Genomic DNA, 26,028 nt, shown 5'->3' with positions numbered 1-26,028 from the left:
TTTTACTTCTGACACTGATAGCTTTATCGGGTGTTTTTACCCTGGTTACAGCCAAATATGAAAAATAAAACCAAGCAGGTCGTTCTGGACGACACCGATCTCGCCATCCTCGCCCTGCTGCAGGAAGACGCGAGTATTTCCAACGCCCAACTGAGCGAGCGCCTGGCCCTGAGCCTTACCCCCTGCTGGCGTCGGCGCAAACGCCTGGAGGAAGAAGGCGTGATCAAGGACTACCAGGCCAACCTCGATCGCAAGTTGCTCGGCCTGGACATCATGGCGTTTGTGCATGTGCGTTTTGCGATCCACACCGACCATGCGCCGGATGCGTTCGAGGCGGTGGTCAAAGGGCTGCCTCAGGTGCTGGCGTGCCACAAGATCACCGGCGACGCGGATTACCTCTTGCAGGTGCTGGCGGAGGATCTGGACAGCTACAGCGAATTTGTCGAAAGCGTGCTGCGACGGCAGCTGGGGATTGCGTCGATCCAGTCGAGCCTGGCGCTGCGCGAGGTGAAGGCGACGAGTCGGATGGCGATTCCGAAGCGCGATTGAACACGCAAAAAAATCACTCGCCGACGGCAGGTAATGGCCAAAAGCCTGCCCTGCAGATGTGAAAAATTCGTTAACTAATTCTCCCCAAAGGCTTTTTCCGACAGATTTAATCTGCCAAACTAATGCGAATAATTATCAACAGATTTATTATTCGCCACGGACGGCACTTAGGGGAGAGTCCGTTCCATGTCTGTGCAACAACACGGCGGTAAAGGTTTTACACCCAGTCTGATCGCTTTGGCGGTGTGCCTCGCCACCTCGCACGCGGCCTTCGCCGCCGACGCTGAAACGCCTGCAACCACGTTGGAGCTTGGGGCCACCCGGATCTCCGGCGAGCAACAACTGGGCGAAACCACCGAGGGCACGCAGTCGTACACCACCGGCGCGATGAAAACCGCGACCAAACTGCCCCTCACCCTGCGTGAAACCCCACAGGCCGTCACCGTCATCACGCGCCAGCGCATGGATGACCAGGGGATGACCAGCATCAACGACGTGGTCAATGCCACGCCTGGGCTATTCCTCAACTATTCCAGCGGCCCAGGCCGGCAGTCCTACACCTCACGCGGCTTCGACATCGACAACCTGATGTACGACGGCATCCCCAGCGGCTACAACGGCGTTTCCGTAGGCGCCCAGCCGAACCTGGCGATGTTCGACCGTGTCGAGGTCGTGCGTGGCGCCACCGGCCTGGTGACCGGTGCGGGCAACCCGTCGGCGGCCATCAACCTGGTCCGCAAGCGGCCGCTGGACGAACAGAAAGTCACCCTCACCGGCGCCGCCGGCAGCTGGGACGACTACCGTGGCGAGCTCGACGCCTCCAGCCCGCTCAATGACAGCGGCACCTGGCGCGGCCGGGTGGTCACCTCCTACCGCGACGCCAACAGCTTCATCGACAACGCCGAGTCCTATCACGGCCTGTTCTATGCCGTCACCGAGGCCGACCTGAGCGAAGACACCACACTGACCCTCGGCTTCTCGAACCAGAAGGACAAGACCAACTACTTCTGGGGCTCGTCGATGATCGGCCAGGACGGCCATCACCTGGACCTGCCGCGCTCCTACAATCCCGGTACCGACTGGGAGAACAAGGACCAGGAAATCAACACGGTCTTCGCCGAACTGCGCCAGCGCCTGGCCAATGACTGGAAGCTTCAGGTCAACGCCAACTACGCCGAACAGAACGCGTTGTTTTCCGGTTCCTACCAGTCGCGCTGGGTCAACAACACCCTGGCGCGCACGGTCTACCAGGCCGCCTACGATGAAAACCAGGCCGGTGTCGACGCCTTTGCCAGCGGCCCGTTCCAGGCATTCGGGCGCACCCATGAACTGGTGGTGGGCGCCAGCCGACGCATCTACGACATGACCACCCACAACTACAGCCCCTACGACACCAACTGGCCCCTCACCGCGGGCAAACCGGACTTCGTCCACACCACCAACGACCGTGAAGTCACCACCCAGGACGGTGTCTACGTGACCACGCGCCTGAGCCTGGCGGACCCGTTGAAGCTGATACTCGGCGGGCGCCTGGACTGGTATGACTACGATGCCCACGGCAGCAACGACGGCGACTATCACGTCACCCGCAACCTCACCCGCTACGCGGGGCTGATCTACGAGCTGGACGATCACCACTCGGTGTACGTCAGCTACAGCGACATCTTTACGCCGCAGAGCGCCAAGGACACCTCCGGCACTCCGGTCAAGCCGATTGTCGGCAAGAACTACGAGGTCGGCATCAAGGGCGAATACCTGGGTGGCGCGCTGAATGCGAGCGTGGCGCTGTTCCGTGTCGACCAGGAAAATCGCGCCACCCAGGTGACCGTGCAAAACTGCCCACAGACGGAGTGCTATGAGGCCTCCGGCGAGATTCGCAGCCAGGGGATCGACTTCGAACTGCAAGGCGCGCTGACCGAGAACTGGCAGGTCGGCGGTGGCTACACCTACGCGCGTACCCACACCATCAAGGATGAAGCCAACCCGCAGAAGGTCAACAAGCAGTACGACACGGACGTTCCGGAGCACCTGTTCAAGCTGACCACCCGCTACAACTTCCAGGGCCCGCTGGAGAAACTGCGCGTGGGCGGCAACATCTCCTGGCAAAGCCGCCTGTACAACGACGTCAAGCTGGCTGACGGCAGCACCTACCGCCTCCAACAGGGGGCCTACGCCGTCACCGACCTGATGGCCGGCTACAAGGTCAACGACCACCTCGACCTGCAGCTCAACGCCAACAACATCTTCGACCGCCGCTATTACTCCAGCATCGCCAACTCCGTGAGCTATGGCGGTGATGCCTACGGCACCCCACGCAACATGATGCTGACGGCCAAGTACAGCTTCTGATCCACCTGGCAAAAGGGGGTCCTAATGTGGGAGGGGGCTTGCTCCCGATAGCGGTGGGTCAGTCAAGAATGCTGTGACTGTGCTACCGCTATCGGGAGCAAGCCCCCTCCCACATTGACCCCGCTTGCCACCAGGAATGTATTCTGCCCCCTCCAAACGCGTTCGCGCTTAAAGTCCCCTCCCCCAATGCCGATAAGCTTTTTGGTTCCCTGCACCTGCAAAGTGCCTGATACCGGCTTTGCTCTGTACCCGCGGGCCGTAGTGGCACGCCGCATGCTTTGATCCTTGCCAGACCACATGGAGTAAGAGTGAATGCCCGCACGCGTACGTTTCCTGGAGCACTACCGCAAGGCAGACCGCATCATGCTGGCATTGATCTGGCTGATGACGCTGTTCTCCGTCGGGCTTGCGTTCTGGCACGATACCCTGACCCAGGCGATTGTCGTCGGGGGCGGTACCAGCACGGTGCTCACCGCGCTCTACCGCGCCATCGGCGGCACACGGGTGATGCGTTGCGCACTGGGCGCGGGCTTGATGGTCATGGCGGCGCTGCACATCAACCAGGCCCAGGGCGTGATCGAAGCGCACTTCGGGATTTTCGCGCTGCTGGCGGTGCTGACGTTCTATCGAGACTGGCTGCCGATCCTGGTGGCCGCCCTGACGATTGCCGTGCACCACTTGGTGTTCCATGCGTTGCAGCATCAAGGCTTCCCGGTGTTCGTGATGGCGCATCACGGCGGTTGGACCATGGTGTTTGTCCACGCCTTCTACGTCGTGATGGAAACCATCGCCCTGCTCTACCTCGCGGTGAACAGCCAGGCCGAGGCGGTGGAAAGCGAGGAAATGCTGGAAAAAATGCTCGCCGTCACCACCCAATTCACCGTGGAAAGCGCCAAAGGTGAAGGCAAGGTGCACGTCTCCCTTGCCAAGCGCTTTGACCATTTCCTGCAACAAATCACCCACCTCATCGACGGCGTCGCCCGCGACTCCCACGGCCTCGGCCAACTCGGCCAGGAACTGGCCCACGCCAGCGGTACCCTGGAAAAAGGCGCTCGCCACCAACTGGCCGAAATCGCGCAAATGACCGACTCCATGCAGCGCATGGAAGACGCCATGGGCCACATTACGGTGCACGTCGAAGAAGCGGTTGAACACGCGGGCGTCGCCAGCCAACAAATCCTGCGTGGCCAGGAAAGCGTCGGCCGCGCCCAACACGAAATCACCCAACTGGCCACACGCCTGGAAGGCACCCACCACACCGTCCAAGGCCTGGCGGTCCAGGCCGAACAAATCGGCTCGGTACTGGAAGTCATCAGCAGCATCGCTAACCAGACCAACCTCCTCGCCCTCAACGCCGCCATCGAAGCCGCCCGCGCCGGCGAACAAGGCCGCGGCTTCGCCGTCGTCGCCGACGAAGTGCGCAGCCTGGCGCAACGCACCGCCGTCTCCACCCAGGAAATCAAAACCATCATCGAAGGCCTGCAGCAAGGCAGCCGCCAGGCCGTGGAAGCCATGCACGACAGCCGCCAGGGCGTGGAACGGTGTGTGGAGGACAGCCAGCTGGCAGTGGAAATGCTGCGAGCGGTGGGCAATGACATTACTCAGATCGATGCGCTGAATGGGCGGATTGTCTCCACCACACGCGAACAGACTTCGGCGAATCAGGCGATTGTCGGGCGCTTGCAATCGGTGCAGAGCATTGCGCAAAACACCGCTGACGACGTGGAGATGCTGGCCAGGAGCAGCGAGCAGCTGCCGCCGATTGCGGTGCGGTTGGATGCGTTGGGGAGGCGGTTTCACCCGTGATAGTTTGGGGCTCGCCATCGGCCGGAAGCCATCACGGGTCTCGTCTTGACGGCCCGGGCCGCCCCTGGTCCTGAGCGTTCGCTTAGTCTTGCTTGACCAGCTCGACCCTGCGGTTTTCAGCTTTGCCTGCCTCGGTGGCGTTGTCGGCCACCGGGTCAGCCTCGCCAAATCCGGCCGCAGATAACCTCGCTGCGTCGATGCCCTTGGCGGTGATGGCGGCCTCGACGGCCTTGGCGCGGCCGTATGACAGTGTCTTGTTGTGCGCGGGATCACCGGTGTGATCGGTGTAGCCGTTAATGGCCAGTTTCAACGACGTATTTTGCTTGAGTAACAACAACACTTGTTCGATCTGTGGCTGTGAACCCGGAAGGATGCGGGTCTGGTCAGTCGCAAAGTTGATGTGCAATGCCACCTTGCCGGTTTTATCTATCTGCGCTTTCAGTTCACTGGCCGGCAACAGGCTGGCCGTTATTTGCAGCGGTTTGGTTTCGGCAATCAGCAGGCCGCCGCCGAACGCGTAGCTGCACAAATGAATCCAGATATCGCGGTCGGCGCGATGGATAACAAACACCTGCGCGGCGTTATTCCAAATGTCCCCCAGGCCACTGTTGTATTTAAGCGCAAAGTCCCGCGGCCATTCTTTGATCTTCTGGCCAGGGTCTTCCGGAATCCTGCCATCGAAGATCTTGCTGCCGCCCAACGAGGACACTACGGACTCGAGGTTGCGCTGCAATTCCAGGTCGGAGAACGCCTTGCCCTGCTCGGCGTCGATATGGGCTGACCAGACCTTGCCTTCTACCACTGCCAGGCGATCCCCGGTCCAGAAGGGTACCTGATCAAAGTCGGAGACATCGGGCGCGGTGGCGATGACATATCCGTCGGGAAGGGCGATGTAGGGAAAGGCGCCCAACGGCACGTTCGACACGTTAAGGCTCGCGGCATCGAATACCGTGTTGTCTGCTCCGCTCTCGAATGACGAGGCTTGAATGCTCAGCCCCAGGGTGACGATTAAAACCAGGGTAGTCGCTGCTGTTTTTTTCACTAACGTCATGTTATTCCCGCAAATCCTTAGCACCCAGGGTGATGGTCGAGCGGATAAAGGGTGCTGCTGTCGTTGGCTGCTTATAAAACCGGGGCTATCGAGATAACTCAATAGCACAGCTGCCCTATTGCATCGCGCTTTGGCGCTGGATCACAGTTGTTCGCGCTCTAACAGGTCTTTTCTACGCTATTCGACGCTGCCGATCGTATTGAACAGGGATGCTTTTTTTGAAACCTATAACCACCAGAAAAATTGAAATGAACGCTGCGCTGGCGATGACCTTGATCTCGCTGTTAACCACCAGCGCTACCTGGACCGAGGCGGCCGTTGCTGCTACGGCCTCATCGGCGCCGTGTACCAATGAAGCGGATTTCCAGGCCGGCACCGTTGTGGAGTCTGAAAGTCGCGACAACACCTCTGCGGTAACCAATCGTAGTAAAACCGAAACGCTGGGCCCTGAAGACTTCGCCGGGGCCAACCCGGTGGCGTCATTACACACCACGTTCATAAGCAATTCGCCGGTGTATTTAACGACCACCTTTGCGCAAATCAAGGACGGCCAGCTGATTCGCTATGGTGATCGGCACGGTGCCGGGCCTTCGTTGACCACGACCCTTTACACCCCGCCTCCCACCACGCCGCTGGATTTACAACCTGGGCAGACAGTCGCCGTCAGTTACAAGAACCAGGTCGTCAGCGGCGGCACCACGCTTGAGTTTGAGGTATCAGAAAAGCTGACCTACCACGGCCGCGAGACGATCAAGACAGCACTCGGGACGTTCGAGACCTGTCGCTTCACCAATGAAATTTCCACTGGATCAACGTCCGGTCAACAACCGACCCAGAAGGTCGTGGTGCAGAATTGGTTTGCTGCCGAAGGGCCCTACCGTGGGCAATCAATCAGGTCGGCCAGCCTCTCCGGAACCAATGGAGGACAGGAGCGGCTCGTTGAAGTGGTCAAGATGCGATATGAGACGCGAGCCAACTAGGTAGCTTTATGCCCAGGCGATGAGAAGGAGGATAGCACTGCCCTTCCTGGCAACGGGTTCAAGCACGCTGTTTGTGCCGCAGTTGCATCGAGCAAAATGTACTTAATTGCTTAATGGCCTTTAGTAACTAGTACAGGTGTACTAGTTCAGCTGTTCTATATCATAAGTTGTATGAGTCGGACATGATCAAAGCGTGTTTTCATTGATCTGGACGGGTTGTGCTTGCTGATATGAGTTGCCGAATTGTGGTGGCGGACGAACACCCACTTTATCGAGAGGGCATGACAGGACTACTGGAGTGCTTAATACCTGGAGCAAAAATAAAACAGGCAGGAAACCTGGAGGAAGTCTGGGCTCTCCTGAATCGCTGGCAACCTGTCGCCATGCTGTTTATCGAAGTATATTTGCCAGGGCTTTGCTCCTTGAAAGAGCTTGCAAAACTGTGCGAGGAAAGAGGCACTACTGCAGTCGTTGTTGTTTCGACAGTCGATGACAGCGTGGTCATTACCCGAGTGATGGAAGCCGGCGCCAATGGTTTTATTGGCAAGAACATTTCAGCCGAAGAGGTACGTAACGCCATCAACGATATTCGTAACGGCCAAGTAGTGGTCAAATACGAACCGGCCGAATCGCCATCATTTGAAAGTGATCACGCGATGGGCAAACTGACGTCGCGGCAGCGGGAAGTCTGGCATTTGATCGCACAAGGTAAAACCAACAAGGAAATTGCCGCTGAACTGGAAATCTCTCCCTATACCGTGCGTATTCACGTGTCTTCGCTGATACGTGCCTTGAACGTACCCAATAGAGCAGTAGCCGCCGCGCGTTTCGCGGGGCGCTACACCTGCTAGTCCCTTGATGGATCTACGGGTAACTCACACTTCATTGACTTGACCTGTTCAAGCAACACGTTACGCAGTTCCGGCGGTCGCACGGGTTTGGCCAGTACCGAGATATTGAATGCGTGCAGTGATTGACGGATGCGCTCGATTTCGTGCCCGGTGATGACCAATGCCGGTATCTCTTGACCCCGGGACTCGCGTATTGCCGCGATACATTCGGCCCCCGAGACCTTTGTGCCCAGGTCGAAGTCGGCAATGATGATGTCGCAATCGCTGGCCAGGGTATCCGCATCACTGTGGGTCTCGACGACGCAGCCCCATTTCTCCAGCAGGGCCTTGGTGGCCAGCAACACATTGGCGTCGTCTTCAATCAGGCATATCCGTAGTCCGTTCAGGCGTTCATGGGCGCTTTTCATCCGAGGCGCGACGACCTTTGGGGCTGCGTGTTTCAACCCGCTGATTGCCACCTGGGTGCCGCGCCCGGGCGTGGAGCGAATATGTACATCGACATTGAGCAACTGGCTGATGCGCTTGACGATGGACAAGCCCAATCCCAGGCCCTCGACATCCTTGTCGCGTGCGTGGCGTACCCGGTAAAACTCTTTGAATACGTCCGGCAGATGTTCGGCGGCGATACCGCAGCCCTTATCGTAAACCACCACGGCCAAGCCCTTTGCCTGGCGTCTGACACCGATCAGCACGGGCTCTCCCGATGCGTACTTGATCGCATTGGACACCAGGTTCTGCACCATGGTGGTCAACAGCCCCCCATTGACATTCACCCAGTGCTCGCAAGGGCGCAGGCGCAGTTCAATCCCGGCCCAGCGTGCGGCCTCGGTGTTCTGTTTGACGACCTCCTGCAGCAGTGCGCCCAGGTTCACCGGTTCCGCTTGCGGCTCCAGCTTCCCGTTGTCGAGGGTGTAGATATCCAGGATCGAACGGAACAGCTGAGAGACGGTGTGCAGCGAGCGGTCGATGTTGTCCACCAGGCGCAGTTCTTCGCCGCCCAGATTCGCGTCACGCAGGCACGCGGTGAACAGGCCGATGGAGTGGATGGGCTGGCGCAGGTCGTGGCTGGCCTGGGCGAGAAAGCGTGATTTCTCCTGATTGGCGGCGATTGCCTCTTCCGACGCGATACGCGTGCGTTTGAGCAGAATGTGCGCATAGGTCGGCACGACGATGGTGGTCACGATCAGCATTAGGAACATGTAGGGCTGTGCGCGCCAGAAGGGGTTGAACAAGAAAATAACGATAAGGGTAGACAACGCGATCACGGTTGCCAGGGCCAGATAGTGTGAGCCGAAACGCATGCCATTACCCAGGGTTACCCAGAGCAGCGCGGCATAGATAGGCAATGCACCTTCGCCTCCCAGCACCATGGCGAAAGCGATACCGGTGTAGTCATGAAGCATTGAGAGCAAGCGCCGCCAAAAAAAGTGCCCTGGCCAGCGCTTGATCACCATGCGCAGGAATATCGACACCACGATGAATGTCGAGATATACACGATGATGGGCGTGTAGGCTGCGGTATCGCTGGGGCGCAGCCCGCTCAGTACGATGATGTACAGCAGCGCACAGGCGCTGACGGTCAGGCGTAACGTGGCCTGATTGAGTTCGCTGTTCTTTTCCACGCGTTCAACCTCATGGACCATGGGGGATGCATCGCTGGATGCCGCCCCCTTGAGAACAATAAGGCGTAGGTTGGCGTGTTAAGGCATCAAACGACACGGCGTGTCGTATCAGAAGTGGAACGTGTCAGTAAAGCCTGTAGTAATCCACCACGTCATCCACGAAGTAAATTATCAACCTCGTTCCCTTGGTCTGGCTTTGAGCTTTTTTCGTGCCCGTCACACTGCCGACATCATTGGCGACACCTTGAGCCTTGGACACTTGCGACGAGGCGTCGTACATCTTCAGGCTTGTCTCGGTCGAGACATATTTATGGGCCAGGGTCATGTACTTTTCCAGGCCCTCCTGATTTTTATCATAGGTCCAGTTGGACCCGTTGCTTCTGCTCGTTGAATCAAGTTCCTCTTCGGCTGGAGCGCCGAACAATTGCGTCACCTGAGTCTTGGTAGTTTTTCCCGGGATGATGGTTTTCTTCAGGTAAGCAACATCGTACTTTTGTGCTCCAGGATTTAAGGAATTCATCAAATCCCCAGTGTTAGCACAGCCTCCCAGGCCTGCGGTCAGTATGCACAGCGTGAATCCGATTCTAAGTAGTTTTCCATATTTCAAGCACATAGACTTACCTTGAGTTGTGATTAATACCATTCCATTTCGACCGGGTGCACGGTGAAGTTGACACAACGTAGTGCAACTAATCGAGCCTTTGGATTCACAGGCGGGCAAACACACTGGAACACTTCAACGCTGAAGTTAAAGTGCATTCCGGTGTGCGCTCGGGCTCAAAGCCTTTAAGACTTTTTCGAGCGTGTACAGCTTATGAGGGCGCGTGAGCTGACGCTATAGTACAAGTGTGCTATAGGCGGCCAACAGGGACTTGTCTAGCATAGCCAGATGGACATTAATGGCTTGAATTAATGTAATAAATTGCTCGCCAGTTGATGTAATGCCCGATTATTGAAGCCGCATGAATGGAGTCGAAATATGAAATCATGGATCACCGTCTTATCCATTCTGATGCTGTCCGGGTGTGCGGGTTCTCCCTTGAGTAATCTGGTCATGAACCAGCGTTATCAAACGACATCGGACATTACTGCTTCATGGGTAGGTGCATCCGAAGATGAGTTGGTGACGTCATGGGGAGCGCCAAAAAACAGCCATGGCCTCAGTGATGGCAACTCGAAAATCATCGGCTACGACTACGTATGGCTTACAAACGGCAGCCATTCGATGGAATGGGGTTATGTGCCTGATTACGCCCGTTGCGAACAGCGGTTCATGATTGAAAAGGGCGTGGTGACCCGCTGGTATTCATCTGGCGACTGTCCAAAAAGGCCTAAAGGCGCCAAGTTGATCCCCGGTAACACCCCCGTGCCCCAACCCACGCTCTAATGGTCATTGCACCGTCTTGATTCAAGTATCGAGCTTGCCCGGCCACCCACTGGCACCGGGAAAGTTACTGAATTGAGCCGCCGCCGCCGCACGGGTGGGCACACCCAGGGATTTAAGCAGAGTGGAAACATGGATGCGTACGGTGAACGGGGAGATCCCCAGTTGCTTGGCTATTTCCTTATTGGTCTTGCCCGCCGCAACCAGGCCGAGCACTTGCCGTTGGCGGGCGGTGAGTGAGGCAAGGCTTGGGTCCAGCAGGGGATTTTCGGGGTTGTACTTCACCACGACTTCCCCTTCCCGAATCGCCAGGATGGCTTCGGCAATGCCTGCCGGATCAACGTTTTTGCCGATAAAGCCATCAGCGCCTTGGGCGATGACCTGGGAAATAATGTCCAGGTCATCGACCATCGACACCACAATGATCGAGGTGCGCTTGAACTCGTTGCGCAGCTGGCCTATGACCTGCATAGACGTGATACCGGGAAAGCGCAGGTCCAGAATCAACGAATCAACTTCTGCGCCCGCACGCGCCAGCGCCAGTACTTCATCCAGATTGCCCGCCTGCTCTATCATCGCTGTCGGCATAAGCCGTTCTATGGTTCTCAGCATACCTTCGCGAAACAGAGGATGGTCATCTGCCACTATGATTCTGTGCGTCATGTCAAGGTCCATCTCACCTCCGGTTCGGCGCATCGTAACGCAAACTGTAACGCCAGGTTTCAAATTTTAAGCGACTTCTTACCCTGGAGAATCGCAATGAACATGACGGAAAAGAACAGTGAGCTGGACCAGGCCACGTTGCGGTTGACGGTCAGCACCTGTGCTTCGCTGTACATCTTTGTGGTGGCCTTCCTTCCTTCAAGTGACTTCGCCACCTATGTACCGATCATGTGGTATATGGCGTTTTTCATCAGCGTGGCAGTCCCCCTGCGCATGGCGATCAAGCGCTGGCCAGGGCACTTTTTCTGGCGCCGATTGTTCGCCATGGCCCATGACTATACCGGCATCGCTTTCGCCATGATCGTAGGTGGAGAAGGCGCGTTGCCGGTTTATGCCGCGTTGCTCTGGGTCACATTGGGCAATGGCATGCGCTTTGGCTCGCGCTACTTGACCGCCGCGACACTCATCGCGCTGAGCATGCTGGTCATGATCTTCATGCTCACCCCCTTCTGGCGCGCACAGCCCTACATGTTCCTGATGCTGATCGTGACTACCATCGTCGTGCCGGCCTATGCGCACATTCTGCTCAAGCGCACGCGTATCGCATCGGAAGAGGCGATCGCCGCCAATCAGGAGAAATCACGCTTTCTCGCCCAGGCCAGCCACGACCTGCGCCAGCCCATCCACTCCATCGGCCTGTTCACCGCGTGCCTGCGTGACGCGAATCTGGGCGGCGAAGAACTGCGCCTGGTGGACAACATCGACCGCTCGCTGCATACCGTCTCTCAATTGTTCCGTTCGATCCTGGATATCTACACCCTCGACAACGGAAAGCTGGAGCCGCAAGCGGAGCCGGTGAACCTGGGCGCGCTGCTGCGGGACGTCGTCAAACAGAACACCGAGGCCGCGCGCTGGGCCGGGGTTCAACTGCGCCTGCGCCCTTGCGAGCACTGGGTGAATGTCAATGCGGGGCTGTTGACCACCATGGTGCAGAACCTGGTGTCAAATACACTCAAATACGCGTCCGGCCAACCGGTCTTGATCGGTGTGCGTCCCAGAGGCAAGGGCTTGGCCATTGTCATCTACGACAAGGGACGCGGCATCGCCGCTGAACATCTGCCGGACGTATTCAAGGAGTTTTACCGGGTGCGCCACGCACGCGACAAGGATGTCGAGGGCCTGGGGTTGGGCTTGTCCATCGTCAAGCGCATCAGCCAGTTGCTCAATCTGGATATCCAGTTGGACTCCCGACTCGGCCAAGGCACCCGCGCCACTATCCAACGCCTGGAAAGCGTCGCGCCAGGCACTGAGACACAACGGCCAGCGCCCACGCAAAGCCGTCTGCAGGGTCTGCGGGTATGCCTGGTGGAAGACGATTCAAACGTACTGATGGCGACCTCGGCCTTACTGGAAAAATGGGGATGCGAGGTAGAAAGTCATAGCGATGGACTGAACGTGACCACGGAATGCGACATCATCATTGCCGACTTCGACCTGGGCCCTAGGATTTCAGGCGCCGAGTGTATCGCCGCGATTCGCGAACAGCGTGGCTGGGAAGTACCGGCCATGATCATGACCGGCCATGAAATCGAGCGTATCCGCAGCACATTGATCCATATGAATATCTCCATCCTGTCCAAGCCCGTGCGTCCGCCTGAATTGCGAACGACCTTGCTCGAACTGACCAAGCATTTCGCCAGGGAAATGGGTTAGCTGGAGGATGTCCATGCCCGGACATATCCGGGTGCGGCGGTGTGTGGAATGCACGCCTATCATTAGCGCGGCTTGCCATTCGCCTGTCGGTTTGCGGCGAGGTAATAGGTCACTTGTCGTATTGATGTCGCTGGCTCCCCGTTATCCAATGCGCCTGGGGAACGTGCTGCGCTGAATCAACGTTGTTTCAGCGCCGGCCGATCCTCCGCTGCCTTGATTCAGATACCGTTCAATTAAGCGTAAGGAGTGTCCCAGCCGAAAGACGGGCGGTTGGTTTTGACAATCGCGCCACCTTGACCGACTCGGGCCACACAGCGATCAAGTGATAGAGGGAGTTTTTATGAAAGACAATATGAAGAAGGTACGTTCGACCATCGCATTAGCATTGGCTCTCTCAGCAGGCCTTGCGTTCAGCGGCACGGCCAGCGCCTTTACTTTTGAACATGGATGGAGTTGCCAGAATAAGTGGTACCAAATGGGACTTATTGAACTGATTGCTTGCGGAGGTGGAGGCGACGGTTGATCTGCCTGGGTCTTTTTCAGGCATATGAAGGAGCGGCAGTTCATTACCGCTTCACACACACAAACAACGCATTCCCGGTCACGCCCGCCCAGGGCGTGATCCGCTCATAGTCATGCTCGAACACCTGCACCTCGAAGTACGGCTGTAACAGCCCCTGCAACTCCGTGAAACTCAGCGCCACCATGGTGTGCTCATCCTGCCAGGCCTGGGTCACCCCCGCCGTGGTCTTCTCGATACTCAGGCGCAGTGCCTGTTGCTCCCCTTCTCCGCGGTAATGCCAGCCGGAGCCGAAGGTGAAATGACTGCCTTCAAACTCCACGCTATGGCGTACCAGCAAGCGGTTGTCGATATGCAGTTTGTCCACCGCGTTGAAGCAGAACACGCCGTTGTCGGCGAGTGCGCCGTGCACGCTGGCGAGGCAGGCACGCAGTTGGGCCAGCCCGGGGTTGTAGTGGGTCGAGTACAGGAAGCAGGTGATCAGGTCTTGCGGTTCGTCCACCTGGAAACCGGCCATGTCCTGGCGGCTGAACCGTGCCTCGGGGCAACGCAGTTGGGCGAGGTCCAGCATCGGTTGGCTGATGTCCAGGCCGGTGCTGCGGTAGCCGAAGTCAAGGAAGTGGCGCACATGGGGCCCGGTGCCGCAGGCAAGGTCCAGATGGCGGCGCCCGTCATTGCCGAACAACTGGTGCAGGCGGCGCACGCTGTGGCTCTGCGCGCGGTAGTCGATGTCGGCGCACATCAGGTCGTAGTAGATGGACAGGTCGGTGTACAGCGCGTTGGAGGACATAAGTGGCCAGAGGGTTCGGCGGGAATTTCGCGCCGGCATGGTAACCCAGTCCTGGGTGTAAACCGCTACACTCGCCCCTCAACCGTCCGCCAAGGAGGCAACCATGAGCGTTCGCGGTCAAGACCGACAGATCGACAATATCGAGTTCAACGTGGGCGACATCGCCCGCAGCAAAGCTTTCTACGGCGCGGTGTTCGGCTGGACATTCGTCGACTACGGCCCCACCTACACCGAGTTCAGCGATGGCAGGCTGACCGGCGGGTTCACGACCGGAGAGCCCGTTCGACCGGGTGGCCCGCTGGTGATCCTGTACGCGGATGATCTTGAAGCCACGCAGCAGCGGCTCAAATCCGCAGGCGCCGTTATCAGCCGCGAGACCTTTTCGTTCCCCGGTGGCAGCAGGTTTCACTTCATTGACCCGGATGGTTATGAACTGGCGGTGTGGACCGCTCAGCCGTAGCTGGCCGCAACACCAGGCGTGGAAGCGCAGTCGCGCTCCCACAGGCTGGCGAGCGCCGCTATTGCAACGGCACATAAATATCGGTCTGCCATTGATCCTGCGGTGTCTCGGGGAAAATGCTCAGGTATTCGAAAAACAACGGCTGGTCCCGAAGCTCCTCGCCGCTGCCAGGCAGCCAGTCGCGGTAGATCGGATAGATCGACTCTGCGATGTGATCCGGCGAACCCACGTGACGCACCACCACACAGCGCCCACCGGGGATGACGCGTTCAGTGACGCCGAACTCATTCGCGGCCAGCGCCTGGTGAATCTCGCCGCAAATGGCAAACCGGAACTCATCGGCCGGGGTCGTATCAGGATTGTCGAAGGGAATACCGAAGCTGCGACTTGAAGCCACCGGCGACTGCCCGCTGTGCATGCGCCACGCAATGAATGTCTGCACGCTTTCATTCACGCGCCCTGGGGCGCCGCGGTGCTCGAATGCGGCCACCTTGACCGCAGGAAACTCCACAATTCGTACCTGCATGATGATGCTCCTGGAAAAGTAAGGGACGCTGAATACCCCGCGCCAGAGCTGCCAATCCGGTCGTTTCCGAAATGTGCTCGGCGCCATGCCGAACGCTCGCCTGAACGCCCTGGCAAAGGCTTCAGGACTTTCGAAGCCGGCCCCCAGCGCCGCCTCCAGCACCGAATAATCAGCGCGGGAAGACAAGTCATGTGCCGCGCGGCGCAGGCGCATCAGTTGCACATAGCGCGCAACCGGCATGCCCACGAACGCGGTGAATTGCCGATGGAAGTGAAACACCGAAAAATGCGCCACCTCGCTCAGCGTCTTCACCGACAAGTCACCTTCAAGATTCGCGTCGATATAAGCGAGTACGGCGTCGAAGCGCTGTGTGTAGGCGGCGTTGCCTGGCAAGTCAGACACGGGTTGCAAGCTCCGGGATAGGCGTTGGACGATAGGATCAACTATACCGACAGCCTGCGCCTAGCCGTGCTTGCTGAGGTGGATGTGCCAGCACGGATTCACAAAGGAAGCCTGGCAATCACCTTGATCTCGAACTGGTACCCATACAGCCACGTAACCCCCACGCCAGTCAGCGTCGGGTGCGGCGCCTCGCCCCAGAACTCCGGCACCACCTTCCAGATCGTCTCGAACCTGGATTCGGGATCGACGATAAACACCGTCACGTCGATCACATCGTCAAAGGTGCAGCCGGCAGACCCCAGGATCGCATTCAGGTTGTTGAACGCCAGGCGGACCTGATCCTCCAGATCGGGCTCGGGCGAGCCGTCTGCATGGCTGCCGACCTGCCCCGACACGAATAAAAAGCCATTGGACTTAATGGCCGGTGAATAGCGATTGCGCTCATACAGCGCCTGGCGTCCAGGCGGAAAAACCACATTACGCTGCGTCATGAATGCCTCTCTCAAAGGGTCGAGGTGACCCGTAATTAGCGGTAGGCAGACTCTAGGGGCTTGTGCCAGGACGATAAACCAGCAACTTTAGCCAGCACTGTTTGTGAAACCCAAACAATCGATCGCCGAGGCCTTAATGGACCGTTTTGATGCAATGCAGGCATTTGCTCGCGTGGTGGAGGCCGGCAGCTTCACCAAGGCCGCCGAGACCCTGCACATGAGCAAGACCACCGTGACGCAACTGGTGCAGCAGTTGGAGGCACGTCTGCGGGTCAAATTGCTTAACCGCACCACGCGCAAAGTCAACGTCACGGCCGACGGTGCCGTGTACTACGAACGCGTGCTGCAACTGCTGGCCGATATGGACGACGCCGAGACCAGCCTGTCCGGCGCGGCAACCCTGCCCAGAGGCCGCCTGCGCGTGGATGTGCCGAGCCCACTGGCCAGCATGATCCTCGTCCCCGCGTTGCCTGGGTTTTACGCGCGCTACCCGGACATCCAGATCGACATGGGCGTCAGCGACCGTATCGTCGATATGATCGATGAGAACGTCGATTGCGTGGTGCGCGGCGGTGAACTCACCGACCAATCCCTGATGGCCCGGCGGGTAGGCGACCTGGCGCTCGGCGTGTTTGCCGCCCCGAGCTACCTGGCACGCTTAGGTACGCCCGCCCACCCACGGGAACTGGAAGATGCCAACCATCGTATCGTCGGCTTCCTGTGGGCCCGCACCGGCAAACCCCTGCCCTATGCCATGCGCAAGCACCAGGAAAGTCTTCAGATCAAGGGCCGCTATGCTCTGGCGGTCGATGATGGCAATGCCTACCTCGCCGCCGGCCTGGCGGGACTTGGCGTGCTGTGGTTGCCCAGCTACATGTCGAAAGCCTTCGAGGACCGGGGCGAATTAGTGCCCTTGTTCAAGGACTGGCACCTTGATCCGATGCCGCTTTACGTGGCCTTTCCGCCGAACCGGCATATCAGCCTCAAGCTGCGCGTGTTTATCGAATGGGTGGTTGAGTTGCTGGCCGTGCATGCGCCTGTCAGTGGGCGACAGGATGGATGCTGATGGACGCGTGTAGGGTTCGCTGATCGACCGGAACAACCAACCTCTACTGCCTTTCAAGGCTTCTCTTCAGTCGGCGCAGATGACTACTGACGATCACTTTATGGGCGAGCCCTACCGGTAACATGTAGATGCGTCCATAGAGGTTATGCGTGACGACCGATGATGTGATGGTGAGCACACGATCTGTTATCGAAAGGCAGATCATGACATCCAGATGCCTGTCACGCTCGGTAAGAACCAGGATATCGGAGGCGCTGTGCTCCACCAGAAAGAAATCCAGGTGTTCGCCTGCGTGTACCGTTTTTCGCGCAACGCCGGAGAACCCGCGGATTCGCTTCACACCGAATAACGAAGAAATTGCGTCCCTTATTCGGAAAGCCAGCCGCATGGCCAGCCCCGGCTCAGCGGTTGTGATGTTCCACGCGTCAAGCATGGTGATTTCAACGGGGAGCTGAACCGACCTAATGTGGTAGTAATCGAGCTCCGACAGTGCGCGCAACGTGTGAGCTGGTGATGTGATAGGCAATTTTCATCCCGTCCAGTGGGCCAATTTTCATTCCCGATAACATCCGAGGCTGAGTGTTATGCGGCTATGTTACGTCAATGTACAGCCGCCATGAACGTCCCCTCCCTGTCCCTTCCCCTGTGTATCGCAAGTGGGCGAACATATCCCCGCCATAGTATGGTTGCGGCCCCCAACCCTCACAGGATATGAAGGTTACCCATGCGTTTACTGTTTCCCCTGGCCGTCAGCTTGACGCTGATCGGCTGCGCCACCACCAAGACCGACGTTCGCAACGAAGCACACATCAGCCGATATGACCCGACCACTACCGCGCGTGTCCGCCTGATCACCGGTGACACCACCCACGCCGGCTTTATCAGTGGCCAGACCTGCGAGATGTTCTACAACGAGTCCCTGCTGACCAAAACCCCCGAAGAAGCCGGATGGCAAACAGCCCATGTCGACTCGGCGGGGCTCTACCCTTTCCGGGCGACAGACCGCCAGAACAGCGTGATTGGCATGCCCGCCAGCAAGGCGAGCAAAGCCATCAATCAATCGCCCAAGGTGTTTGACGAACATGTCATCCCGGCCGGCAAACCCTTTATTGCCGGGTTCGCCATGGGGGGATCGCAGCTATCCTGCTTTCCAACGCCCGTCACGCTTATCCCCGAGCCCGGTAAAGACTATGAAATGGAACTTCAAATGATGAAAATCAGCACGTTCAAGGCCGGCTGCGTGATTGCCGTCCGCCAGCTCTCCACCCAGGCCGACACCACCGTAGAAACGCCGCTGAGACCGCAGGTGTGTGCCAAAACGCCGTCGGGCTGGTACACCGTGACCCCAGCGTCCTTGCCTTGATCGTCCCGGGACAGTTGTTGAACGGCAGTTGCACTTGACTCAATGGTTTTCCTCACACTCATACAGGGACAGACATGGGCATTTTGGATCGATTGTTTGGTGGACGCTTTACTATGCCTCCTCCCGAGGAAACCAACCTCTTTGATCAGTGGCTCGCCCGGTTCGGTAAACGGTTTCTTCACCTGGACTCCGGAGGTGAAAATTACGACGGTTTCATTGTTGACACGGATCGGCTGGAAGACGTTATCGAGCTGGCTGAACGAGCGGGAATCCACGTGCGTCTTGAGAGCTTCTGACTCTGCGGCGGGGTGAGGGGCTTCTGCAAAACCTGCTCAATCAAACCCTCGCCCGATGAATGTCCCTGCCCCGGTCGCTATCCGATCAGGCTTTCCCTTTCCCGGTCATTGCGGCCTTGGACCTCGAGCCCTGATCCCCCCTCGGGCGTTCAGCCTGCTGTTTTTGCTCCTGCTTGAATTGCTGCTGCCAGCGCGCCAGCGCCTCAGCCCCCTCCGATGCCTGCACGGCCCATGGCGTCGACGCGATCATGCCGAAAAGCGTCCAGATAAGGAGTTGCTTCATTTCATCTCACCTTGGTTGTTTGAACTGGAACGGATGCGGATATCCGCGTTGGTAATGCTTGAATAGGTGTCGAGCAGCCCGGCTAAATCCTGGTAGCCAGCCGCCAGAGCGTGAGCCCCCAGCCGGGTCAATGATCTCGACGTCCGACGTGCCTGAGCCGCGCTGATCGCGGGATTGGAGGCATACCGTGAAATACGCCGCTCGCCCCTTTGCGCACATTTGGCGATTGCCGAGTCAGGTTCCAGCTCCCGTGTCTGGCGTTGCAAAGTCAGCAGCCGGCGACTCAATTGAAGGGACACAGAGCCGGCGCCGCCCGCCGGTTGGTGACCAGCGCCCAAGAGTGCCTGCAAGGCGACCAATCGGTGCTGTTGCCGGGCCTGCCACTTGAGCAGGTCCATGCGGCGCCCGTGCCGGAGTAAGCGCCGGGTGTCCCTGTGCAGCGCCTGGGTGAGGGCGTGTACATGGCGGGCGGATTGCCCCGGCAGTAGCTGGAAGGCCAGCAGGCAGATGGCAAGCGCTACCAGCCAGGCGAGCGCTTGATTGGCGAAGTCAGTGAAGTCGTACTGGGCCGTGCCGCCGGTGCCGACGAGGGTGTTGAACGCGATCAGGTAGGCAATGCCCTGCAAGGCGTGGCGCGGCCGGGTGGTGGCATGAATGCCGACGGTCCAGAAGGCAATCAGCACGATGCTGAGCAACGCGAACCCGCTGATGTGCGGCAACACCAGGAACTTGCACGCCGCTGCCGTTACGATGCCGTACAGCGTCCCCTCGAAGAAGCGGCCTATGCCTTGAGCGGGCGCCGGGCTGGTGGCCAGCAAGGTGCAGCACGGGCCCAACACTGCCAGCAAGGTTGGCCCCTGGTCCCAGGCGCTCAGGTACCAGACCGCAGCGGTTGCAAGCGTGGCCACCAGGGCGCGTAGACCGTTACGCAGCGCGTCGCCGTAATGGCGGTGGAAACCCACGGCGCGGGCCGGCGTCCGGGGCGCGCGCTCAAGGCAGGCAAAGCTCAGCAAGGCGCTGGACAGGTCTGCCAATTGTTCACTCAAGCACTGCTGGCTTTGACGGTTTTCATGGGCCTGGGCGAGGCGGTGCTGCATCTCCCGGGCATGCTCGGCTGCCACGGAAAAACCCGGCTTTGCGTCGGCCAGCTGTTGCAGTTGCGCGCCCATTCGAACGAGGGAAGGCAAGCCACCGTGGTTGAGCGGTGACTCGTCCAGGATCACCCCGTGCACATACGCAAGCCCTGCCTGCAGGGTCGCGAGCCTGGAACGGATCAGGCGGGACTCGCCTCGGCCGATCCCGAGAAGCTCGTCCACCTTACCCACATCGATGGCGAGCTGGCCCTGCACACTAGCCAGTTGCGCGCCCTGCTCCCCCTCAATTCGCAAGGCCAGCAATCCCAAGGTACGGGCGGCGATGTCCTCAAGTGCCTTGTTCAGTTTGGACTCGACGGTCTTGCGGCTGAACAACGTCGCTACCAGACTCAGGCTCAACACCCCGAGAACCACGGCTGTGCCCCGCGCCACGATATGCTCGAAACCTTGCTGCGGGGCGACAATGGCCGGGCCCAGGGCAAGGCAAACCGTATAGCCTGCGACCACTGCCGCCGTGGCCTGGTAGTGCCGAAGCACGGTCATGGCACCGACACAAAGGCCGAGCCACACGCCGACCCCGAGGATGAACAGCAGCATTTTTTGCGCGAACAGGCCGGTCAGGGCCAGGGCGGCGAGCAACCCCACCAAGGTTCCCAGTACGCGATTGAAGCCCTTGCCGACCACCGCGCCCTGCAGCGGATGGATCAGCAGCAACACGGTCGAAGCCGCCGAGAACGGCGCCTCCAGGTGCAATTGGAAGCCCAGCCACAGGGCCAATGTGGCCGCCGCAAGACTGCGCAGCACATACCCCGAGGTCTCGGGCGACCATGCCCCGAGCATTCGCAGTGCGCGGGCCATCACATGAAATCCTGCAGCCACTGGGTAAGCCGCCAATGGGGGGCGGCCCCCGCCTCGGCGACTTCGATACTCGCGGTCATTCCCGCCGCCAGCTCCACGCCCGGTGGCACCTTGTCCAGCTCAATCCGAACCGGCACACGCTGGGCCAGGCGTATCCAGCTGAACGTCGGAGCCACCTGGGGCAAGCCGCTGTTACTGCGCAGCTCGTTGCCGTCGGCAATGCCTCTGCCGAGACTCGCCACATGCCCTTCAAGCAGCGGTGCAAAGCCCATGAGCTTGATGGACGCCGCGGCCCCCACGCGAACACCGGATAGCTTGGTCTCCTCGAAGTAAGCGGTGACCCAGAAGCTATGGCTGTCGACCACAAAGATATTGGTATCGCCCGCCGCCGCGTAGTCACCCGGCTGCAGCCGCAGCTGGGTCACGTATCCGTCGACCGGTGAACGAACCGTCGTGCGCTGCAGATCCAGCTGCGCGTGGTCCAACTGGCTCTGGGCCGCGTCCACCCGCGCCCTGGCCACCGCCAGGTCCCGGGCCGCATTGTCGGTCTCCTCCCGCGCAATGGCATCGCCGAGTTGCTGGCGACGGTTGAGCTGTGAGCGGCGCTGTTCGAACACGCTGCGCGCCTCGGCAAGCTCGGCCGTTCGCTGTTGCCGGGCCAGCAGATAGGCGCTGCGGTCGATCTGATACAACAACGCGCCCTTGGCGACCCACTGGTTGTCCTCGACCAGCAGTTGTTCAACCTGGCCGGACACTTCGGGGGCAATACGGATGACTTGCGCGCTGACCCGCCCGTCCCGTGTCCAGGGGGCCAGCTCATAGGCGCGCCACAACAGCGTACACAACAATAGCGCGGTCAAGCCGAGCACCAGGGTGACGAGGGTCTTGAGCAGGTGTTTGATCGTCATCGCCCGCGCCTCAAAACTTCAGCACAAGGATCGAGAGAACGATCAACGACATGCAGAAACGCGCCATGCTCGGGTGCCAGGCCCAGTCCAGCCAGGGCCGCATGATCCGCTCCAACAGTGCGTAAACCACTGCGGTAACGCCCAGGTAGAGCAAGAAAGGCGGCAGGTAGAGGTGGGCAATCGTGATTTCGCTCAGCATCGTTGAATCTCGCAGTCGGCAATGGCCTTGCTGACGATGGTAGGGACTGCAAGGCCGTGCCGATATTGAGTATGCTGCCAAGATATAATCAAATTCAGACAATCGAGGTGGCGCGACATGGACGAGACACGTCTCTACGGGGTTGATCAATTCGAACTGGACAGTTTCGACCAGCCCGCAGTGGCGTTGATGCTGGGGAGCCAGCGAAACGACACCGAATTCCCCGTCCATACGCACCGCAAAGGCCAACTGGTAGTGGCGTATCACGGCGGCATCGTGTGCACCGTAGAGGATGGCGTGTGGATGGTGCCGTCGGGGTTCGGCGTATGGATTCCGGGCGGTATTGCCCACAGCAACCGAGTGACCGCCAACGGCAAGATCGGCTATCTGTTCGTCGAGCCCGGTGCGGCCGCGCTACCGCACACATGCTGCACGCTGGTGCTGTCACCGCTGGTCCTGGAATTGATCCTGCACCTGAGCGCCCAAGCCCAGGACTATCCGCCGGCGTCTGCCAATGCACGCGTGGCGAGCGTGCTCCTCGAACAGTTGGAACTGGCCCCCTCGGAACAGCTGTACCTGCCGCTTCCGGCCACAACGCAGCTGCGTTTCATCGCACGGGGGTTGGCCCAGGACCCGTCAAATCGCTGCACCATGGCCCAATGGGCACGCCAGGTCGCCATGAGCGAGCGTTCCCTGGCGCGCTTGGTTAAAAGCGAAACTGGGCTAACCTTTGGCCAATGGCGCAAGCAATGGCAAATCATCGTGGCCTTGCAGAGCCTGGCCGAGGGCGAATCCGTGCAACGCACCGCCGAAGCCCTCGGGTACGAGTCGGTCAGTTCGTTCATCAGCATGTTTCGCAAGACACTGGGCTCGCCGCCGGCGCGGTACATGCGGCGGACCGCAACACATCAGCGGGGATCCCGGTTGGCTGATGAAGCTTTACCCGTCGAACGGTCTAAATTTGCAGAATGACGTGCCGATAGGCTGGATGTAACCCAAGGAGGCGGTTTCCCATGTTCAATACAAAAGCCAAGAACCAGCTTCACGCCCAGGCAGCCGAGCTGTTGGAACTGCGCCAACTGCGCGATGGCCTGAACCGTGAAATGCTGACGTTGAGCATCGACTCGACATTCAAGATCACCGCATGCAACGACAACTTTGCCAAATCGTTGGGCTACACCCCGGAGCAACTTCGCGGCCGTGCCATGGCCGAGATCGTCCCGCAGTACGTCTCCAAGCTGCCCTGCTTTCATAATTTCCGGGCGGCGGTCGCCGCTGGCAAGTCCATTACCGACGATTACCGCTACCTGCATGCCGACGGCTCATTGATATGGCTGCATGCACATTGGCAGCCGATCACGGATGCGAGCGGCCAGTTGAGTCATGTCACCTGCTATGCAACGAACATTACCGCCCGGGTAGAAAAAGCCTCGGAAAACACCTCTTTCATCCAGGCGTTGCTGCGCTCGACGGCGGTGATCGAGTTCGACCTCTCCGGGCATGTCATCACCGCCAATGAACAGTTCCTGCACGCCATGGGCTACAGCCTGGAACAAGCCAAAGGCAGCCACCACCGGATTTTCTGCAAGCCGGAGGAAACCTCGTCGCAGCACTACAAGGATTTCTGGGCAACCCTGAACAGGGGCGAGTTTGTAGCCGGCCGATTTGAACGCGTTGACAGCCGCGGCCAGACCGTATGGCTGGAAGCAACCTACAACCCGGTGTACGACACTGAAGGCACACTGTGCAAGGTGGTCAAGTTCGCCACGGTGGTCTCCGACCAGGTTGCCCGGGAACAGGAAGTCAGTGGCGCGGCGCAAACCGCATTTGAAATTTCCCGGCAGACCGATGTCAGTGCCGAGCGCGGAGCCGTGGTGGTCAACGACACGATGCATACCATGCATAAAATCGCCGCTGATATGCAGGCGGCTGCCGGCGGAGTCGAAGCCCTCGGAAAACAGTCACTGCTGATCAGTTCGATCATTCAGACCATCAGCAGCATTGCCCAGCAAACCAACCTGCTGGCATTGAATGCCGCGATCGAAGCCGCCCGTGCAGGCGAGCAAGGTCGCGGCTTTGCGGTGGTGGCTGATGAAGTGCGGCAACTGGCCGGGCGCACCAGCACGGCGACGGAAGAAATCGCCTCGGTGGTGCTGCAGAACCAGAAACTGGTGGATGAGACCGTCGCCGAAATGGCCAACAGCAAATCCCAGGCAGAGCAAGGTCTTGAACTCGCCACGCAGGCAGGCCAGGTCATTGTGGAAATTCAGGACGGCGCCAAGCGGGTGGTCGACGCGGTGGGCAGGTTTGCCAATCAGGTGGCTTAGCTCGCCCGCAGTGGCGCAGGCGAATTCGAGAGCGATGACATAGCAATCGACGGTGTCCACTGTGAAGCTGTCTTTTGAGGGTTGGATGCAAATGAACTATTTGCTGTACGCCTGCCCCAGATTCAACGCCTGGGATGCCTGCAAAAACCAGTGACTAAAGGGGTGGACTACCCCCGCCAGTCCTAAAATCGAGACGGCGGTTCATCTCCAGCTTTGATCTGTGAAAAGACATGGTCTGGATCTGCCTGGCACCAATATCTGAACAGAAGGCGAGGTTCGGTATCCCCAAAATACTGACTCAGGGAACTCTCGGCGGGGATTAACAATTTAGTTTCTGGCCATTGCTGAGCTAAAACACCTATATGTTTGCCAGACGAACAAATAATCCACGTCGCCTTGCCTCCACTGATGCCAGGCAGGTAACCCATACCTTGGATCGCTTCGAACAAAGCGCGCAGTGTTACTGCTGGATCAAGCCTGATTGATGTCCTACGACTTTCCAGATCATCCCCTGCATGCACGCTATCCCGATCAATTTGAATGACCAACATGAATGTTCCTTTTTAGCGTTGTGTGATTACTAGAATGCCAGCGTAGGAATGCCAGCAGCTATCTGTCTACAGTCCGCTTTTGGCCGAAAGCGCTCCGTCCAAGCATAGAGGTATCAAGCCAGACTCAAGCAAATGGAAAACTACATCCCCCCTGACCGGAATCGATCTGGTACCCGCTTCTCTTTAAATCCAACCTGCTCAACGCGCACTGGCATCTTTTCGCCGCCAACGCGCACATTGTCCAACCACCTCCACTCCCCTTATCCTCGACGCTCCCCGTCCGTCCAAAACCGGAGCCGCCATGGACCTCGCCACCCTCGCCCTGTTCCTCCCCGCCTGCTTCGCCCTGAACATGGCGCCCGGCCCCAATAACTTGTTATCCGTGAGCAACTCCACCCGCTATGGCTACCGCACCTCCTGCCTGGCCGGTATCGGTCGCCTACTGGCCTTTGCCGGCATGATCGCCCTCGCCTCTGCGGGGTTGGCGGTGGTGTTGCAAACCTCGGAACTGCTGTTCTACGCGATCAAGATCCTGGGCGCGGCGTATCTGTTGTATCTGGCGTTTCAACTGTGGCGCGCAAATCCCCAGGCGGAGGCGGAATCGGTAACCGCCAAGGTGAGCCTATGGGCACTGGCGCGACAGGAGTTTCTGGTGGCGGCAGGCAACCCCAAGGCGATCCTGATCTTCACCGCGTTCCTGCCGCAGTTCGTGGTGCCAGGCCAGCCGATCACGCCGCAATTCGCCGTGCTGGGCGCGCTGTTCCTGGTGTTGGAATGGATCGCCATCAGCCTCTACGCCTATATGGGCCTGCACATGCGTCGCTGGTTTGCCGAGCCGCGTGGCAAGCGGATATTCAACCGCTGCTGTGCGGGGTTGTTGTCGGCGGCGGCGACGGTGTTGTTGACCGCGCGCAGGGCTTGAGGAA

Annotated in this window: 28 protein-coding genes and 1 pseudogene; 16 read left to right on the top strand and 13 right to left on the bottom strand. The window is 59.0% G+C overall.

Annotated elements, in window-relative coordinates; genetic code table 11:
* Positions 1 to 57 precede the first annotated feature (57 nt).
* The 3 genes from NIBR502773_RS29110 to NIBR502773_RS29100 all read left to right on the top strand — a co-directional run bounded on the left by NIBR502773_RS29110 (position 58) and on the right by NIBR502773_RS29100 (position 4,704).
* Positions 58 to 549, top strand: a complete 492-nt coding sequence (locus tag NIBR502773_RS29110; protein ID WP_141157618.1) for an Lrp/AsnC family transcriptional regulator — start codon at positions 58 to 60, stop codon at positions 547 to 549.
* 186 nt (positions 550 to 735) lie between these two features.
* Positions 736 to 2,898 (top strand): TonB-dependent siderophore receptor, encoded by a 2,163-nt coding sequence (locus NIBR502773_RS29105; protein WP_141157617.1) that lies wholly within the window; start codon positions 736 to 738, stop codon positions 2,896 to 2,898.
* 312 nt (positions 2,899 to 3,210) lie between these two features.
* Positions 3,211 to 4,704 (top strand): methyl-accepting chemotaxis protein, encoded by a 1,494-nt coding sequence (locus NIBR502773_RS29100; protein ID WP_141157616.1) that lies wholly within the window; start codon positions 3,211 to 3,213, stop codon positions 4,702 to 4,704.
* 82 nt (positions 4,705 to 4,786) lie between these two features.
* On the opposite strand, the gene NIBR502773_RS29095 is transcribed toward NIBR502773_RS29100, so the two are convergent.
* Positions 4,787 to 5,755, bottom strand: a complete 969-nt coding sequence (locus NIBR502773_RS29095; protein ID WP_141157615.1) for an OmpA family protein — start codon at positions 5,753 to 5,755, stop codon at positions 4,787 to 4,789.
* 266 nt (positions 5,756 to 6,021) lie between these two features.
* On the opposite strand from NIBR502773_RS29095, the gene NIBR502773_RS29090 reads away from it, so the two are divergent.
* Entirely contained in the window at positions 6,022 to 6,735 is a 714-nt protein-coding gene (locus NIBR502773_RS29090) for a DUF3108 domain-containing protein (RefSeq protein ID WP_141157889.1), read from the top strand.
* Positions 6,736 to 6,965: 230 nt separating this feature from the next.
* Positions 6,966 to 7,586, top strand: a complete 621-nt coding sequence (locus NIBR502773_RS29085; protein WP_027606758.1) for a response regulator transcription factor — start codon at positions 6,966 to 6,968, stop codon at positions 7,584 to 7,586.
* Here NIBR502773_RS29085 and NIBR502773_RS29080 read toward each other — a convergent pair.
* A complete protein-coding gene (locus NIBR502773_RS29080; RefSeq protein ID WP_168209023.1) occupies positions 7,583 to 9,229 on the bottom strand; it encodes a hybrid sensor histidine kinase/response regulator in 1,647 nt (548 codons plus the stop codon). The two genes, NIBR502773_RS29085 and NIBR502773_RS29080, sit on opposite strands and share 4 nt — an antisense overlap.
* A 103-nt stretch (positions 9,230 to 9,332) precedes the next feature.
* The gene (locus NIBR502773_RS29075) at positions 9,333 to 9,728 is read right to left on the bottom strand and encodes a hypothetical protein (protein ID WP_027608113.1); all 396 of its coding nucleotides are present in this window, start codon (positions 9,726 to 9,728) and stop codon (positions 9,333 to 9,335) included.
* A 459-nt stretch (positions 9,729 to 10,187) separates the two neighbouring features.
* On the opposite strand from NIBR502773_RS29075, the gene NIBR502773_RS29070 reads away from it, so the two are divergent.
* The gene (locus tag NIBR502773_RS29070) at positions 10,188 to 10,595 is read left to right on the top strand and encodes a hypothetical protein (protein ID WP_027608114.1); all 408 of its coding nucleotides are present in this window, start codon (positions 10,188 to 10,190) and stop codon (positions 10,593 to 10,595) included.
* Between the two features lie 21 nt (positions 10,596 to 10,616).
* Here NIBR502773_RS29070 and NIBR502773_RS29065 read toward each other — a convergent pair whose 3' ends face one another.
* Positions 10,617 to 11,255, bottom strand: a complete 639-nt coding sequence (locus tag NIBR502773_RS29065; protein WP_027608115.1) for a response regulator transcription factor — start codon at positions 11,253 to 11,255, stop codon at positions 10,617 to 10,619.
* A gap of 96 nt (positions 11,256 to 11,351) precedes the next feature.
* On the opposite strand from NIBR502773_RS29065, the gene NIBR502773_RS29060 reads away from it, so the two are divergent.
* Together NIBR502773_RS29060 and NIBR502773_RS29055 are read left to right on the top strand one after the other, a co-directional pair.
* On the top strand, positions 11,352 to 12,968 hold the full coding sequence (locus NIBR502773_RS29060; protein WP_373682368.1) for a hybrid sensor histidine kinase/response regulator: 1,617 nt from the start codon (positions 11,352 to 11,354) through the stop codon (positions 12,966 to 12,968).
* Positions 12,969 to 13,308: 340 nt separating this feature from the next.
* Positions 13,309 to 13,491 carry a hypothetical protein gene (locus NIBR502773_RS29055; RefSeq protein WP_081744500.1) on the top strand — a complete coding sequence of 61 codons (183 nt, stop codon included), beginning with the start codon at positions 13,309 to 13,311 and terminating at the stop codon, positions 13,489 to 13,491.
* A 43-nt stretch (positions 13,492 to 13,534) separates the two neighbouring features.
* On the opposite strand, the gene NIBR502773_RS29050 is transcribed toward NIBR502773_RS29055, so the two are convergent.
* Entirely contained in the window at positions 13,535 to 14,278 is a 744-nt protein-coding gene (locus tag NIBR502773_RS29050; protein WP_065941714.1) for a class I SAM-dependent methyltransferase, read from the bottom strand.
* Positions 14,279 to 14,381: 103 nt separating this feature from the next.
* Here NIBR502773_RS29050 and NIBR502773_RS29045 point away from each other — a divergent pair, with 103 nt between their 5' ends.
* Positions 14,382 to 14,738: a VOC family protein gene (locus NIBR502773_RS29045; RefSeq protein WP_141157613.1), complete on the top strand. Its 357-nt coding sequence runs from the start codon at positions 14,382 to 14,384 to the stop codon at positions 14,736 to 14,738.
* A gap of 58 nt (positions 14,739 to 14,796) precedes the next feature.
* Here NIBR502773_RS29045 and NIBR502773_RS29040 read toward each other — a convergent pair whose 3' ends face one another.
* The gene (locus tag NIBR502773_RS29040) at positions 14,797 to 15,666 is read right to left on the bottom strand and encodes a GyrI-like domain-containing protein (protein ID WP_141157612.1); all 870 of its coding nucleotides are present in this window, start codon (positions 15,664 to 15,666) and stop codon (positions 14,797 to 14,799) included.
* 98 nt (positions 15,667 to 15,764) lie between these two features.
* Positions 15,765 to 16,157, bottom strand: a complete 393-nt coding sequence (locus NIBR502773_RS29035) for a RidA family protein (RefSeq protein ID WP_065941717.1) — start codon at positions 16,155 to 16,157, stop codon at positions 15,765 to 15,767.
* A 136-nt stretch (positions 16,158 to 16,293) separates the two neighbouring features.
* On the opposite strand from NIBR502773_RS29035, the gene NIBR502773_RS29030 reads away from it, so the two are divergent.
* Entirely contained in the window at positions 16,294 to 17,223 is a 930-nt protein-coding gene (locus NIBR502773_RS29030; RefSeq protein WP_141157611.1) for a LysR family transcriptional regulator, read from the top strand.
* 43 nt (positions 17,224 to 17,266) lie between these two features.
* On the opposite strand, the gene NIBR502773_RS29025 is transcribed toward NIBR502773_RS29030, so the two are convergent.
* Positions 17,267 to 17,749, bottom strand: a complete 483-nt coding sequence (locus NIBR502773_RS29025) for a DUF2867 domain-containing protein (RefSeq protein WP_141157610.1) — start codon at positions 17,747 to 17,749, stop codon at positions 17,267 to 17,269.
* Positions 17,750 to 17,947: 198 nt separating this feature from the next.
* Between NIBR502773_RS29025 and NIBR502773_RS29020 the strand changes: the two genes are divergently transcribed.
* Both NIBR502773_RS29020 and NIBR502773_RS29015 read left to right on the top strand, forming a co-directional pair.
* Entirely contained in the window at positions 17,948 to 18,586 is a 639-nt protein-coding gene (locus tag NIBR502773_RS29020; RefSeq protein WP_141157609.1) for a hypothetical protein, read from the top strand.
* Between the two features lie 74 nt (positions 18,587 to 18,660).
* Positions 18,661 to 18,882, top strand: a complete 222-nt coding sequence (locus NIBR502773_RS29015; RefSeq protein ID WP_141157608.1) for a hypothetical protein — start codon at positions 18,661 to 18,663, stop codon at positions 18,880 to 18,882.
* A gap of 85 nt (positions 18,883 to 18,967) precedes the next feature.
* Here the strand turns inward: NIBR502773_RS29015 and NIBR502773_RS29010 are convergent, their stop codons facing one another.
* From NIBR502773_RS29010 to NIBR502773_RS28995, 4 genes are read right to left on the bottom strand one after another with little or no spacing between them, the layout of a single operon-like run.
* Positions 18,968 to 19,165, bottom strand: a complete 198-nt coding sequence (locus NIBR502773_RS29010) for a hypothetical protein (protein ID WP_141157607.1) — start codon at positions 19,163 to 19,165, stop codon at positions 18,968 to 18,970.
* On the bottom strand, positions 19,162 to 21,117 hold the full coding sequence (locus NIBR502773_RS29005; RefSeq protein ID WP_141157606.1) for an FUSC family protein: 1,956 nt from the start codon (positions 21,115 to 21,117) through the stop codon (positions 19,162 to 19,164). The genes NIBR502773_RS29010 and NIBR502773_RS29005 overlap by 4 nt, the downstream gene beginning before the upstream one ends.
* A complete protein-coding gene (locus NIBR502773_RS29000) occupies positions 21,117 to 22,025 on the bottom strand; it encodes an HlyD family secretion protein (RefSeq protein WP_141157605.1) in 909 nt (302 codons plus the stop codon). The genes NIBR502773_RS29005 and NIBR502773_RS29000 overlap by 1 nt, the downstream gene beginning before the upstream one ends.
* Positions 22,026 to 22,035: 10 nt before the next feature.
* Positions 22,036 to 22,224 carry a DUF1656 domain-containing protein gene (locus NIBR502773_RS28995; protein ID WP_027608439.1) on the bottom strand — a complete coding sequence of 63 codons (189 nt, stop codon included), beginning with the start codon at positions 22,222 to 22,224 and terminating at the stop codon, positions 22,036 to 22,038.
* Between the two features lie 117 nt (positions 22,225 to 22,341).
* Between NIBR502773_RS28995 and NIBR502773_RS28990 the strand changes: the two genes are divergently transcribed.
* The 3 genes and pseudogenes from NIBR502773_RS28990 to NIBR502773_RS31475 all read left to right on the top strand — a co-directional run bounded on the left by NIBR502773_RS28990 (position 22,342) and on the right by NIBR502773_RS31475 (position 24,551).
* Positions 22,342 to 23,196 (top strand): helix-turn-helix domain-containing protein, encoded by an 855-nt coding sequence (locus NIBR502773_RS28990; protein ID WP_141157604.1) that lies wholly within the window; start codon positions 22,342 to 22,344, stop codon positions 23,194 to 23,196.
* Positions 23,197 to 23,237: 41 nt separating this feature from the next.
* Positions 23,238 to 23,966: pseudogene (locus tag NIBR502773_RS31480) on the top strand (PAS domain-containing protein); the annotation flags it as partial.
* 147 nt (positions 23,967 to 24,113) lie between these two features.
* The gene (locus NIBR502773_RS31475) at positions 24,114 to 24,551 is read left to right on the top strand and encodes a methyl-accepting chemotaxis protein (RefSeq protein WP_370671255.1); all 438 of its coding nucleotides are present in this window, start codon (positions 24,114 to 24,116) and stop codon (positions 24,549 to 24,551) included.
* A gap of 182 nt (positions 24,552 to 24,733) precedes the next feature.
* On the opposite strand, the gene NIBR502773_RS28980 is transcribed toward NIBR502773_RS31475, so the two are convergent.
* Entirely contained in the window at positions 24,734 to 25,102 is a 369-nt protein-coding gene (locus NIBR502773_RS28980) for a hypothetical protein (RefSeq protein WP_141157603.1), read from the bottom strand.
* A gap of 301 nt (positions 25,103 to 25,403) precedes the next feature.
* Between NIBR502773_RS28980 and NIBR502773_RS28975 the strand changes: the two genes are divergently transcribed.
* Positions 25,404 to 26,024 (top strand): LysE family translocator, encoded by a 621-nt coding sequence (locus NIBR502773_RS28975; protein ID WP_141157602.1) that lies wholly within the window; start codon positions 25,404 to 25,406, stop codon positions 26,022 to 26,024.
* Positions 26,025 to 26,028 lie beyond the last annotated feature (4 nt).

The organism is Pseudomonas sp. NIBRBAC000502773, assembly GCF_006517195.1.
Classification (GTDB): Bacteria; Pseudomonadota; Gammaproteobacteria; order Pseudomonadales; family Pseudomonadaceae; genus Aquipseudomonas; species Aquipseudomonas marginalis.
Note: the sequence above shows the minus strand (reverse complement) of the source record. Positions and strands in the feature narration are given on the sequence as shown.